Source organism: Bradyrhizobium liaoningense (assembly GCF_018130825.1).
In the GTDB taxonomy this organism is placed as follows: domain Bacteria; phylum Pseudomonadota; class Alphaproteobacteria; order Rhizobiales; family Xanthobacteraceae; genus Bradyrhizobium; species Bradyrhizobium liaoningense_B.
Genome location: NZ_JAFCJS010000007.1, coordinates 198267 through 211851, shown reverse-complemented (window position 1 = coordinate 211851; position 13585 = coordinate 198267). Strand labels below are relative to the sequence as shown.

Annotated in this window: 12 protein-coding genes; 10 read left to right on the top strand and 2 right to left on the bottom strand. The window is 64.4% G+C overall.

The window, feature by feature from the left end; translation table 11 throughout:
- Positions 1–105: 105 nt before the first annotated feature.
- Positions 106–582 carry a hypothetical protein gene (locus tag JQ603_RS28495; protein WP_212344200.1) on the bottom strand — a complete coding sequence of 159 codons (477 nt, stop codon included), beginning with the start codon at positions 580–582 and terminating at the stop codon, positions 106–108.
- Between the two features lie 532 nt (positions 583–1114).
- A complete protein-coding gene (locus tag JQ603_RS28490) occupies positions 1115–2041 on the bottom strand; it encodes a LysR family transcriptional regulator (RefSeq protein ID WP_212344198.1) in 927 nt (308 codons plus the stop codon).
- A 129-nt stretch (positions 2042–2170) separates the two neighbouring features.
- Here JQ603_RS28490 and JQ603_RS28485 point away from each other — a divergent pair, with 129 nt between their 5' ends.
- From JQ603_RS28485 to JQ603_RS28440, 10 genes are all read left to right on the top strand, one after another.
- A complete protein-coding gene (locus JQ603_RS28485) occupies positions 2171–3109 on the top strand; it encodes a ring-cleaving dioxygenase (RefSeq protein WP_212344195.1) in 939 nt (312 codons plus the stop codon).
- Complete coding sequence (locus JQ603_RS28480; protein WP_212344193.1) at positions 3106–3747, top strand: alpha/beta hydrolase; 642 nt, start codon at positions 3106–3108, stop codon at positions 3745–3747. The genes JQ603_RS28485 and JQ603_RS28480 overlap by 4 nt, the downstream gene beginning before the upstream one ends.
- Before the next feature lie 179 nt (positions 3748–3926).
- Positions 3927–4709 (top strand): IclR family transcriptional regulator, encoded by a 783-nt coding sequence (locus JQ603_RS28475; protein ID WP_212344191.1) that lies wholly within the window; start codon positions 3927–3929, stop codon positions 4707–4709.
- The gene (locus JQ603_RS28470) at positions 4706–5581 is read left to right on the top strand and encodes an ABC transporter permease (protein ID WP_212344188.1); all 876 of its coding nucleotides are present in this window, start codon (positions 4706–4708) and stop codon (positions 5579–5581) included. The genes JQ603_RS28475 and JQ603_RS28470 overlap by 4 nt, the downstream gene beginning before the upstream one ends.
- Before the next feature lie 8 nt (positions 5582–5589).
- Positions 5590–6456, top strand: a complete 867-nt coding sequence (locus tag JQ603_RS28465) for an ABC transporter permease (RefSeq protein WP_212344181.1) — start codon at positions 5590–5592, stop codon at positions 6454–6456.
- Between the two features lie 28 nt (positions 6457–6484).
- Positions 6485–7549: an ABC transporter substrate-binding protein gene (locus JQ603_RS28460; RefSeq protein WP_212344179.1), complete on the top strand. Its 1065-nt coding sequence runs from the start codon at positions 6485–6487 to the stop codon at positions 7547–7549.
- Positions 7546–8622, top strand: coding sequence for an ABC transporter ATP-binding protein (locus JQ603_RS28455; protein ID WP_212344178.1), 1077 nt, complete (start codon positions 7546–7548; stop codon positions 8620–8622). The genes JQ603_RS28460 and JQ603_RS28455 overlap by 4 nt, the downstream gene beginning before the upstream one ends.
- Before the next feature lie 2 nt (positions 8623–8624).
- Positions 8625–9311, top strand: coding sequence for an AroM family protein (locus JQ603_RS28450; protein ID WP_212344176.1), 687 nt, complete (start codon positions 8625–8627; stop codon positions 9309–9311).
- On the top strand, positions 9308–10414 hold the full coding sequence (locus tag JQ603_RS28445) for a DUF917 domain-containing protein (protein WP_212344174.1): 1107 nt from the start codon (positions 9308–9310) through the stop codon (positions 10412–10414). Before JQ603_RS28450 ends, JQ603_RS28445 begins: the two co-directional genes overlap by 4 nt.
- 6 nt (positions 10415–10420) lie before the next feature.
- Complete coding sequence (locus JQ603_RS28440; protein ID WP_212344171.1) at positions 10421–11974, top strand: hydantoinase/oxoprolinase N-terminal domain-containing protein; 1554 nt, start codon at positions 10421–10423, stop codon at positions 11972–11974.
- The last annotated feature ends 1611 nt before the right edge of the window (positions 11975–13585 follow it).

Here is a 13585-nt window from a genome sequence, read left to right as displayed (position 1 = left end):
GGTCGTTTCTTCAGCAGGTCGCCCGGCCGGCAATGTGCCGGCCGGGCTAACACGCCACACGAGGGATTAACTTCCTTCGTGCAGGGGTCTGTGAGCATTGCACTCTCAAGAACCGGACGTTTTAACGACGAGCTTGATGTTAAGCAGGTTGACGCCCTTGAATGGGTTCGGGGCGCTTTCGATTGTTCCCGTACCCGTGGCGTTCGCATAAGCACCTGTGCCCGATAGGATCGTGTATTCGCCCATTGATTTGCCGTCTTTGACCGAACCGGTGTAGCGCGCCGTAATCGAGCCTTCCTCGAACGTGTAAGTGCTATAGCCGAAGAAGGGGCCCGACCCTTTGAGCAAGTCCGAACTATTAACGAACTCCTTCACTCCGATACGGCCATCGTTGAAGACTGCGACCCCAAAGAATTTACCAGACGCAACCGTCTGTCCTTCGACGTTTGCGGCCTCTATCACCTTGAGGTCGATCGGCTTCGTAATCAGCTTGAACTCAAGCACCCGCTCGCCGGCTACGGCGGTTGACGCCGCGATGGTCAATGCCACGCCAGAAAGAAAAAAGGTGAGAGACTTCCGCATAGGCTCCTCCTGAGCTTGTTGAAATCAAGTCGAGAAGTGCCGGCGAGCTACACATCATGCCGCCGCTTTTCGCTGCGGCACGAAAGAGAGCCCTCGGCGGCGCCCCGGCAGCGGCTGAAGCTCTCTGGTCCTAAGGCGCGAAGCCGGGACGCAAGTATGAGTCCCGAGCGATCGGAAGAAAGTTCAGGTTTCCGTTACGGTATAATGGTGTCCAGCTACACGGGACCCTCAGTGTGTCGATACGGGCGATGTGATCGAGCTGACCAATGCTTCGACGGCGCCGGATGGCCTTCGCTGGGTTGGCCAACTCCATCCGATAGTTCGTGGAACAGCAATTCCGGGGATTAGTGTCACCAACGTTGACAAATGGGAGAGCGATGTCGCGACACCATTTCACGGGTGTAAGTCCCTGCGCTGGTCACCCATGGAATCGCCTCTTGCCCCATCGCGACAGAATCGCTGTGACAGGGAAATTGATGCGCCATCGGGGTTAGCGGACTCTAGCGAGCCGTCGCCCGGGAGATTTATGGGTTCACGGCCCAGCCTCCGCACGTCTGCGCCCGCCGGCCTCCTCCTCGCGGCCAAACCGCTCCACCAGGAAATCGATGAACAGCCGCACCTTCACAGACAAATGCCGCGTCGGCGGATAGACCGCATAGAGCGCGAGCGGCGGCGCCGAATAATCGTCCAGCACCGTCCGCAGCTCGCCCTTCTTCAACGCGTCCGCAGCGATGAACTCCGGCAGCAACGCCAGCCCCCTGCCCTTGATCGCGACATCGCGCAGCACTTCGGCATTGTTGACGCAGAGCGACCAGGCCGGCTGGATCCAGTGATCGCCGTCGTTGCCGGTGAGCTTCCACTGATTGCCTGTGAGCAGGAAGCCGTAGGTCAGCGAGGCGTGCTCGCGCAGATCCTGCGGATGTTTTGGCGTGCCGTGGCGCGCGAGATAATCCGGCGAGGCGCAGATCATGCGCGGGACAGGCACAATCCTGCGCGCGATCAGGCTGGAGGATTCCAGTTCTGCGATCCGCAAGGTCACGTCAAAGCCGTCCTGCACGGGATCGAGCAGATCGTCGCTGAGCACGATCTGGAGCTGCAGCTCGCCATAGCGCGCCATGAAATCGGCGAGCACGGGACCTAACCGCATCGTGCCGAACGACATCGGCGCGTTGACGCGCAGCAGACCTCGCGGCGCCGACTGGGCCTGTGTCACCGCCTGGTCCGCGGCCTCGATCTCGGAGAGGATGACGACCGCACGCTCAAAATAGCGCTGGCCGTTCTCGGTGGGGCTGGCGTGACGCGTGGTCCGGTTCAGCAGCTGGACGCCAAGGCTCTCCTCGAGGTCGGCGATGTATTTGCTGATCGCCGAGCGCGACAGCCGCAGCTGCCGTCCGGCCTCGGCGAAGCTGCCGCTTTCGACCACTTTGACGAAGGCCCGGAGGCTGGCGACCTTATCCAAGGCCCGGCCCCCGCGATTGTTTCCAAATCGTAGACATAGCCGTCATATTTGCATGGATTGTCTCCAATCCAAAGCGGAACGATATTTCCAGCCAGAGCAAGACCGCTCCCCGATTTCAGGAGGACGACAATGTCTGGACTGCACCATGTCACCGCGATTGCCGGCGACCCCATCCGCAATTTCGGCTTCTACACGCGCGATCTCGGCCTGCGCTTCGTCAAGAAGACGGTCAATTTTGACGATCCCGGCACCTATCACTTCTATTATGGCGACGAGACCGGCCGCCCGGGCACCATCCTGACCTTCTTCCCCTGGGCCGGCGTGCCCTCGGGCCGCCGTGGCGTCGGCGAGACCCATCAGACCGCCTTCCGCGTGCCGCAGCGCTCGCTCGGCTACTGGACCCAGCGCTTCACCGAGAAGGGCATTGCTTACGAGGCGCTGGAGAAGCGCTTTGGCGAATCCGTGCTGCCCTTCACCGATCCTGACGGCATGGCGCTCGCGCTGGTCGGCGTCCCCGGCGCCGAGAACGAGCCCGGCTGGAGCAATGGCGACGTGCCGGCCGAGCACGCAATCCGCGGCTTCCATGGCGTGACGCTGCTGCTCGACAGCGCGGCGAAGACGGCTGGCATTCTCACCGACGTGTTCGGCTTCAAGGAGACCGGCCGCGAGGGCTCGGTGATCCGCTTCAAGGCGCCGGGCGATGTCGAAGGCAGCGTCGTCGACATCTACGAGGCCAAGGGCTTTCTGCGCGGGCACCAGGGCGGCGGCTCGGTGCATCACATCGCCTTCCGCGCGGCCGATGATGCCGAGCAGGGCAAGATGGCGCAGAAGCTCGTGAGCAATCACGGCCTGCACCCGACCGAGCAGAGGGACCGCAACTACTTCCGCTCGATCTATTTCCGCGAGCCCGGCGGCGTGCTGTTCGAGATCGCAACCGACATCCCCGGCTTCGCTGTCGACGAGCCCGTCGCAACGCTCGGACGTGACCTGAAGCTGCCGAGCTTCCTCGAGCAGCATCGCAAGCAGATCGAGAGCGTGCTGCCGAGCCTCGAAGAAAGCGTGTCATGACCGAGAGCACCTTCATCCACCGTTTCGAGCCCGCGACCAGCGCGGGCTCACCCCCGCTCCTGCTGCTGCACGGCACCGGCGGCGATGAGAACGACCTGCTCGGGCTCGGCAAGATGATCTCGCCAGGCTCGGCGCTGCTCTCGCCGCGCGGCCGCGTGCTCGAGCACGGCATGCCGCGCTTCTTCCGCCGCCTCGCCGAAGGCGTGTTCGACGAGGAGGACGTGCGTCGGCGCGCGCTTGAGCTCGGAGACTTCGTTACCGAGGCAAGCAAGCAATACGGTATCGCTGCGCCAGTCGCGGTCGGTTTCTCCAACGGCGCCAATATCGCTGCGGCACTGTTGCTGCTGAAGCCGGACGTGCTTGCAGGCGCGATCCTGCTGCGGGCCATGGTGCCGCTGTCGGATCCGCCCGAAAACCAACCGGCAAAGCCTGAGCTCGGTGGCAAGCCGATCCTCCTGCTCTCCGGGCAGGCCGATCCGATCGTGCCTGCGAGCAACTCGGCGCGGCTGGCAGCGCTGCTGTCGCAAGCAGGCGCCGGCGTGACGCACAAGGTCCTGCCGGCAGGCCATCAATTGTCGCAGGCCGACGTGACGCTCGCCCGCGACTGGATCGGCAGCGTCGCCGCCGAAGCGGCCTGACATCTGCGAACGGCGCACCGTTGGTCGCGGTGCGCCGCCTCGCCCCCTGCAAGCGACCTTCCGCCGCATCTGCGCAATCGGGCGCCAGCCTGCCGGAATTTTCCGCTTGCCCGTTTCCGCGTCAGGCTTAGAATTTGGGACAAGGTTCCGAAATATGGAACTACCTTGGACCAACCCTGATGAGTGCTCTCACCAACGCGATCGAGATCCTCCGCTGCTTTTCCAGCGCGCGGCCCGATCTGTCGTTCGCGGACGTGATGGCGCTGACGGGCAAGCCGAAGAGCTCGACCTCGCGGCTGCTGCGCTCCTTGCGCGATTGCGGCCTGCTCGAGCAGGACCCGCACACCCGCCGCTACCGGCCGGGCCTACTCACCTTCGAGCTCGGCCGACTGCATCGCGCCCATGACGATCTCATCAGCATGGCCGAGCGCGAGCTGCGCGAGGTTTGCGCGCGCACGGGCCACACCGGCTACATCGCCGTGCTCGACGGCTTTGAGCAGGTCGTGCTCCGCATCGTGCCGGGCTCCAATCCCCTGCGCGTCGTCAATCCGCCTGGCCAGCGCACGCCTGCGCTCGCGACCTCCAATGGCCGCGCCATGCTGGCGCGCCTTTCCGACGAGGACATCCGCGCGCGGGTGCCTGCGACCTATCCAAAGCTGCCGCGCAACTCGCCGCAGAATTTCAAGCAGCTGATGCTGCGCCTGAACGAGATCCGCAGCACCGGCGTGTCGGAGGCGGCCGATGAATCCATCGAGGGCGTCGGCTCGCAAGGCTTTGCGCTCAAGAGCGGCGAGACCGGCGAGATGATCGGCATCGCGGTGTCCTATTCGGTGCAGGCGACCACCGCCGCCGAGCGCGCCAATGTCCGCCGCGAGCTAGCGGCGATGGCCGCAAAACTGCGACGACTGACCGGCGACCCGCTCGATCAGGACACAGCCCGCATCCAGACGGGGACGCGATGAGCAGCACCGCAACCACGCGCCCCAACGGCCTTGCGCTCTTCATTCTGCCGAGCGCGCTGCTGTTCGCCTTGTTCTTCTTCCTGCCGATCGGGCTGATGGCGCTGATGAGCGTGCTCACCGGCAATCCCGTGGTGATGCCGAAGGTCGCCTTCACCAACCGCCACTACGCCCGCATGATCGGCGATCCCTATTATCTCGAAGTGATCTGGACCACGATCCGGATCGGGCTCGTCACCACGCTGGTCGCGCTCCTGATCGGCTATCCGCTGGCGCACTGGATGGCGCGGATCAAGAGCCGCACCGGGCACGCACTGCTGCTGATGGCCGTGCTGGCGCCGATGCTGACCGGCATCGTGGTACGCACCTTCGCGTGGATGACGCTGCTCTCCGACAAGGGCGTGGTCAACCAGACCCTGATGTCGCTCGGCCTGATCTCTCAACCCTTGAAGCTGATGTACACCGAGACCGGCATCGTGGTTGGCCTCGTCCACATCTACGTGCCCTTCATGGTGCTGACGCTGACCGGCGTCATCGGCCGCATCGACGAACGGCTGGAGCAGGCTGCGGAAAATCTCGGCGCCAGCCCCTTGCGCGCCTTCCTCGAGGTGACGCTGCCGCTCAGCCTGCCCGGCATCCTCGCCGGATCGCTGCTGGTCTTCGCGCTCGCGATCAGTGCCTATGTCACGCCGATCCTGCTCGGCGGCTTCCAGATCATGACGCTGCCGATCCTGATCTACCAGCAGATCTCAGCGAACTTCAACGTCGGCTTTGCCGCTGCACTCGGCATCGTGCTGCTCATGATCTCGCTTCTGCTCGTCATCGCCTATAACCGCGCGCTCGGCCTCGTCTCCGGCCAGCGCGAATTGCAGTGAGGCGGACGATGAGCACCTCCACCTCCCACAGCCCATCGTTCGCAACCGCCCGGCAGGCGACGCCTGCTCGTACGGCTGCAGCCGCATGGCCTTACTGCCGCTATCTCTATCTCGCCCTCAACATCGCCATCCTGGTCTTCCTGCTGGCCCCCATCGCGATCGTCGTCGTGTTCGCGCTGAACCCGACGCCGTTCATCCAGTTTCCGCCGGTCGGCGTGTCCCTGCGCTGGTTCGAGAAATTCTTCGCCTCGCGCGACTTCATGCATGCGCTCGGCTTCAGCCTCGAAGTCGCCGTGCTCACCACCCTGTCCGCAACTTTGCTCGGCGCCTCCGCGGCGCTGGCGCTTGCACGCGGCAACCTGCCGGGCACGCGGCTGATCGTGGCCACCATGCTCTCGCCCTTGATGCTGCCGGCGATCCTCACCGGCCTTGCGCTGTTCCAGACCTATGTGCTGCTCGATGTCGGTCGGCCGACCTGGGGCCTCGTCGCCGGCCACACGCTGGTGACGCTGCCTTACGTGGCGCGCACCACGCTCGCCGTGCTGCACAATTTCGACACGCGCCTGGAAGAGGCCGCGCGCAATCTCGGCGCCAGCCCGTTGCGCACCTTCTTCGAGGTGACGCTGCCGCTGATCAAGCCGGGCGTGCTCGCGGGTGCGATCTTCGCCTTCATCGTCTCGTTCGATCAGTTCCCGGTGTCGCTGTTCCTGGTCTCCCCGGGCAACGAGACGCTGCCGGTCACGCTGTTCAATTATCTGAAGTTCGATCTGGACGGCACCATCGGCGCCGCCTCGGTGGTCTCGATCGTGCTCGCCTTTGTCGTCGTCATCGGGCTCGACCGCACGGTCGGCCTGCGCTCCTACGTCAAATTGTAACCGCTCATTCCAACGAAGGAATCGACACATGATGAAAGCTCTGGGATCGTCACGGCTCAGCCGCCGCCGCTTTCTGACCGCGAGTGCCTCGCTCGGCATCGGCACCATCGCCGCGCCTTACGTCGCGCGCGCCGACGATCCGACGCTGCGCATCACCGGCTGGGGCGGCAAGTGGGGCGAGATCATGAAGGCCGAGATCGGTCCCGCCTTCGAGAGCGAGTTCAAGTGCAAGCTCCAGACCGACTCCGCCTTCCCATACTTGCCGAAACTCCAGGCGAGCTCGCGCTCCGCGCCGATCTACGACGTGCTGCACACCAATTCCAACGAGCAGTGGGCCGCCGCCGAGATGGGGCTGGTCGAGCCGAAGATCGATCCCAAGCTGGTGCCGAACCTCGCCGATGTCTATCCCTACGCCGTCAGCGACAAGATCGTCGGCGTCTCGATCTTCACCAGCGCCATCGGTCTCGGCATGCGCACCGACAAGGGCTACGGCCCCGTCACCTCCTGGAAGGAACTGTGGGACGCGAAATACAACGGCGTCCGCGGCGGCTATGTCATTCCGGTCAACAGCCTCGGCCAAGCCTTCCTGATGATGTGCGGCACGCTGTTCGGCAAGGGCCAGACCGATCTCGACGCGGCCTATGCCGCGCTGGAGAAGCTGAAGCCGATCAAGATCGTCGATTTCACCGGTGCGATGGAGAAGATGCTGCTATCAGGCGAAGTCGGCCTCTGCGTCATCCACGATTCCGGCATCTACCGCTATGACGGCCAGAACCAGCCGACCGATTTCGTCTCGCCGAGCGAAGGCGTGCTGTCGCTGGAGCAGGTTTTGACCATCACGCCCGGCAGCAAGATGAAGGAGCTCGCCAACGCCTATGTGAACTACATGCTGCGTCCCGAGGTGCAGAAGCGCCTCGCCGAGACCGTGTGGTACTCACCAGCCAACAAGAAGGTGAAGCTCGACGCCAAGTATGACGCCAAGCTGCTGACCACGCCCGAGAAGGTCTCCAAGCTGATCCAGGTCGACTGGAAGTGGTACAACGAGCGCAAGGACGAGATCGACCAGCGCGTCAACCGGATCTTCCGCGCATGAGTGCATCGATCGAGATCGCCGGCGTCAGCAAGGTCTATGACGGCGGCGTCCGCGCCGTCGACGCGGTCGCGATGGACATCAGGCAAGGGGAGTTCTTCTCCCTGCTCGGCCCGTCCGGCTGCGGCAAGACCACGACGCTGCGCATGATCGCCGGCTTCGAGACGCCGAGCGCGGGCGCGATCCGCGTCGACGGCGCCGACATCACCCATGTGCCCGCGCACAAGCGCGACATGGGCATGGTGTTCCAGAACTACGCGCTGTTCCCGCATCGCACCGTCGCCGAGAACGTCGCCTTTGGCCTCCGCATGCGCGGGCTCGACAAGGCGAGCATCGCGGCCAAGGTGAAAGCCGCCCTCGCCATGGTCGAGTTGTCCGGGCTGGAAGATCGCCGCCCCGCCCAGCTCTCCGGCGGCCAGCAGCAGCGTGTCGCGCTTGCGCGGGCCATCGTGATCGCCCCGCGCGTCCTGCTCTGCGACGAGCCGTTAGGGGCGCTCGACAAGAAGCTGCGCCAGCAGATGCAGTTCGAGCTCAAGCAGCTGCAGAAGAAGCTCGGCCTCACCCTGGTCTTCGTCACCCACGACCAGGAAGAGGCGCTGGCGATGTCCGACCGCATCGCCGTGATGAACGGCGGCCGCGTCGAGCAGGCCGGCACGCCCACGGAGATCTACAACCAGCCGACGACGCGCTTCGTCGCCGACTTCATCGGCGACACCAACATCTTCCGCGGCGAGCGCACTGCCGCGGGCCAGAGCCTCGACGTTGGCAAGGGCCTGATCCTGGCACTGCCGCCCACCGAAGCGCAGGGCACCGGCGTGCTCTCGGTCGCGCTGCGCCCCGAAAAGATTCGCCTCATGCCGCGCGCTGACGCCGCCACTCCGGCCGGCAACTCGGCCCATGGAATCGTCGAGAACACCAACTTCCTCGGCGGCGCCGTGCTCTACCGTATCACGCTCGAGGGCGGCCATCGCATCCTCGTGCAACAACCCAATGCAGGTACGAGCCGCCTGTTCGTTCCCGGCAACGGCGTCACACTCGAATGGACGCCGGCCGATCTCGTCGTGTTGAAGGACTAGACATGAACATGCCATTGAAGCACCAGCGCATCGGAGTGGTCGTGATCGGCCAGAGTCCGCGCCCGACCGTCGCTGCCGAGATCGCAGCCGTGCTGTCGCCGGGCATCCAGATCGAGCTGCGCGGCGCGCTCGACGGCATGAGCCGCGCCGAGATCGACGCCATTCCGCCGATGGACGGCTACGACACGCTGTTCACGCTGCTGCCGAACGGCGACGGCGTCACCATCAGCAAGAAGGAAGTGGAGCGGCGCGCGAGCCAGCAGATCACGCGCTTCAAGCATGAGGGCGTCGGCGTGACGCTGATGGCCTGCACCGGAAAATTCCCCAACCTCGCCGCCGACGGGCTTGTCATCCTGCCGTCGGCCGTCCTGCATAATATCGTCGAGGCCGTGCTGCCGAAGGGCCGGCTCGGCGTGTTCTCGCCGCTACCCGAGCAGACCGCGCTGATCGACAAGAAATGGCAGCGCGAGGGCGTCGAAGTCGTCGGCATCACGCTGCGCCCCGGCTCCAGCGAGGCCGCCGTCGACGAAGCCGCGCGCACGATGGCCGACCTCGAGCCCGATCTCGTGGTGATGGACTGCATCAGCTACACCAGCGCCAACAAGGCGCGCGTGCGCAAGGCCTATCCGGGCCCTGTTATCCTCGGCATCGCCGCCGCGGCCCGCATCGTCGAGGAGCTGGTATCGTGAGCAAGGTGGAATTGAAGACGATCACCCTCGAGGAGATCGAGGCGCTCGCGGTCGGCGCCTGGATTCTCGGCACCGGCGGCGGCGGCAGCCCCTATCTCGGCCTGCTCAATCTGCGCCGGCTCTACGCCGAAGGCCACCGCGTACAATTGATGTCGCCGCTCGACCTCGACGACGAGGACTGGGTCGCGGTGGTCTCCAACATGGGCGCGCCGCTGGTCGGACAGGAGCGCCTCGCCGACAGCCGCAACATCGCGCGCGCCGTGCGCATGCAGGAGGAGATCAACAACATCAAGTTCCGCGCGGTGATGTCGGTCGAGATCGGCGGTGGCAACGGCGTGCAGGCGCTGATGGCGGCCGCCCATCTCGGCATTCCCGTGGTCGACGCCGATTGCATGGGCCGCGCTTTCCCCGAGGCGCAGATGACCTCGGTCGCGATCGGTGGCCTGCGTCCCTACCCTTGCACGCTCTACGATCCCCGCGGCATCGAGGCGGTCGTGACCAAGGTGCCTACCTGGAAGTGGATGGAGCGGGCGAGCCGCAAGATCTGCGTCGAGATGGGCTCGATCGCCTCGACCAGCAAGGCGCCGCGCACGGGGCGCGAGGTCAAGGACTGGGGCATCCATTTCACCACCACCAAGGCGATCCGCATCGGCCGCGCCGTGCAGGAGGCGAACCGCCGCCACGAGGATCCGATCGCGGCGCTGCTCGCGACCGAGGGCGGCAAGAAGCTCTTCACCGGCAAGATTGTTGACGTTGCGCGACGGACAACCGAGGGATTCCTGCGTGGCACAGCGATGGTGGACGGCAGCGACGCGGATCGCGGCACAAAGCTAAAACTCTCGTTCCAGAACGAATGGATCGTGGCCTGGCGTGATGAGGAGGCGATCGCGACCTCGCCCGATCTGATCTGCGTGCTCGACAGCGTCAACGGCCACGGCATCGGCACCGAGACCATTCGCTATGGCCAGCGCGTCACCGTCGTGGCCCTGCCCGCACCGCCGGTGCTGACGAGCCAGCGCGGTCTCGAATTCGTCGGCCCGCGCGCCTTCGGCTACGACCTCGATTTCCGTTCCCTCTTCTCGCCCGCAGCAGTCGGAGCTTAAGATCCCATGAAGCGTATTGGCATCGATGTCGGCGGCACCAACACGGACGCCGTTTTGATCGTCGACGAGAAGGTCGTTCATTCGGTCAAGCGGCCGACCACCGCGGATGTGACCTCGGGCATTCTGGACGCGCTGAAGGCGCTGCGCGCGGAGCCTGCCGCCGCGGTGAAGGTCGACGCGGTCGTGATCGGCACCACGCATTTCATCAACGCCGTGGTGCAGCGCCGCCACGTGCAGAAGATCGGTGCGATCCGCATCGGCATGCCCGCAAGCGCCTCGCTGCCGCCGTTCTGCGACTGGCCGACGGATCTCGCCTCCCTCGTCAACGGTGAGATCTTCATGCTGGAAGGCGGGCACGATTACGACGGCCGTCCGTTCATGCCGTTGGATGTCGCCGGCCTCAAGAACGCCGCGCGAAAGATCAAGGACGCCGGCCTGCGCTCGGTCGCGGTATGCTCGAGCTTCTCCCCGCTCGATCCCTCCTGCGAGACCACGGCGCGCGAGATCCTCGCCGAGATCTGCCCCGACGTCGCGGTGACGCTGTCGCACGATCTCGGCCGCATCGGCCTGCTCGAGCGCGAGAACGCGGCGCTGCTCAATGCCTCGCTGCACGATCTCGCCGTCACCACGGTCGCGGCCTTCCGCAAGGCGATCGCCGACAGCGGCATCGATGCGCCGCTGTTCCTGACCCAGAACGACGGCACGGTGATGCAGGCCGAGATCGCCACCGCCTTCCCGGTGATGAGCTTCGCCTCCGGCGCCACCAACTCCATGCGCGGCGCCGCGCATCTGTCCGGCCTCGACGATGCCATGGTGGTCGACGTCGGCGGCACCACCAGCGACATCGGCCAGCTGCGTCACGGCTTTCCGCGCGAAGCCAATGCGGTCGTCGAGGTCGGCGGCGTGCGCACGCTGTTCCGGATGCCCGATCTGCTCTCGATCGGGCTCGGCGGCGGCAGCCATGTCGACGAGGACCCGGTCCGCGTCGGCCCGCTCAGCGTCGGCTATCGCCTGACGTCAGATGCGCTGGTGTTCGGCGGCTCGCGCCTCACCGCCACCGACATTGCGGTCGCGGCCGGCCTGATCGACATCGGCGACCGCTCGCGCGTCGCGAACTTGCCGAAGCGCCTGATCGGGGCCGCGCTGCGCGATGCCTGGCGCAAGCTGGAGGAAGACATCGACCGCATGAAGACCGAAGCCGGCGACGTGCCGCTGCTCGCGGTCGGCGGCGGCGCCTTCCTGGTGCCGGATCGCCTTCCGGGCATTTCCGAGATCGTGCGCGTGCCACATGGCGACTGCGCCAATGCGGTCGGCGCAGCGATCGCGCAGGTCTCTGGCGAAGCCGATCAGGTGTTCCGCGATCTCAGCCGCGAGGATGCCATCGCAGCCGCGCGCGACATCGCGGCCGACCGCGCCGTCCAGGCGGGAGCGGCGCGCGACAGCCTCAAGACCGTCGACGTCGAGGACATGCCGATTGCGTATCTGCCCGGCAATGCGCTGCGTGTGCGGGTGCGTGTTGCAGGGGCGATCGCCGATCCGTATCTGCCGGCGGCGGCATAGCCTATTCATCCCCAACAAACAAAAATGCGAAAACAACCCCATGCACAGTAGCCGGCGATAACACAATCAACGGCTTACGCAGATAGCCACGGCCCCTTTGACACGTCGGGCAACACAGGGGTATAATGCTATTATTCCGAATTCCGGGCATTATCCTCTTTCTCCTCTGGGAGGCAAAACCGGCGCGAACGGCGTTTGGATCGTTGGCGCGGCGGCGCTGACCTGCGGCTGGGACTTCAACGGCAGCAACCCACGCAGTTTAGCCATGAGTCATCAGACGACATCCAGGTGAGAGGCGCGCGAGCAAGCGGCATAGCCGTTGCGCGCAGCCGTGTGCCTCGTGGCGGTTGCCAGGCGTCGGATGTCGATTGGGAGCAATCACCACCCGTAAATTTCCCAAGTGCCGGCCCATCACCCTGCTGGTTAACTGGTGCAGTCGAGCACCGCCATGAAAGCACCGAAGCCAAAGCAATGGGCCGAGCAGGAGGTTCGCCGATTGATCAGGCTCGCCCGGCAGGGCGTTGGCACATCGAAGATAGCCGCCGAATTGGGCCGTCACGCCGGGTCGGTGCGACGAATGGCGCGGAGCATCGGAATACTGTTGAAGAAGTAGCTGTCCCTGGCAGCAGGGCGTTGAGCGCACGGGTAGTTCCTGAAGCGCCTCTAGGCTCGGCTGATCTCCCGCACAACCCTGACCGCGGCATCAGTATTGCGGCCACAGAACAGCGCTCGATCAGGCTGAGAAGAGATGCCCATTCCAAATAGCGCTATAGCGCTGCCTCTCAACATGGTTGTCGTTGGAGTTTGAAAGTTCAAAACGGCCCCAGCCGCAGGATGGGGTAACAGCCGGGGCCGGCATTCCCATTCCAATGTGCCGCAATCGGCGGTAATCGGCACGCTTCCAGTTAGGCATATAGAAGCTAACAAACTATGCTGTCTTGCACTTCCCCTGCGACGGCCGCGGCCGGTTGCGTGAGACTGCGCTCTCCATGAGGCGGTGAGCCAACTTGGCAAAGTTCGAAATCATCGGGCGGCGTATCGTTGGCCAAATGCTCCCAATACTCAGCTTCGGCGAGCAGCTTCCAACTTCGATCAGGATGATGCGCGGCTGTCTGACGGCACAGCGACGCCATCGCGCGCAGGCGACTCGCAGTATCCATTTGCTCCTCCCAGCTATTTTTTGTTTTTTGCACCTTATTTTCTTTTTTTACGACGGAGTCATTACGATTATGGCGCAGAACTAATTTTCACTCTCCGGACGTGATTCGAATTCGTTACGACTTCAAATCGTTCGAGCACAACTGGGCCAACAGGTCACATTGGATGAAGAGCACGAAGAGGCTGCATTCAGGTGGGCCTTACCGTTCTTCTTGTTCTTGCGGATGGGGTTCCTCAGCTTTGCGGTCCAAGGAAAGTACCGCGAGCCGGTGGCATTCTTGCTATTGCTCGCTCCAACTCCACGGCGATCGCCCGGTAGCGAGCGAGCAATCTCGTGAATGTGTCGCGCTCTTGGCAGCTTTCTGAAGCCGCTCGCATTCGGCGATTTGCGCGCGGAGCAGTTCTAGCTGGGCCTGCATTTCCTTCATTGCTTATTCCCCGCGAGAGCCGCAA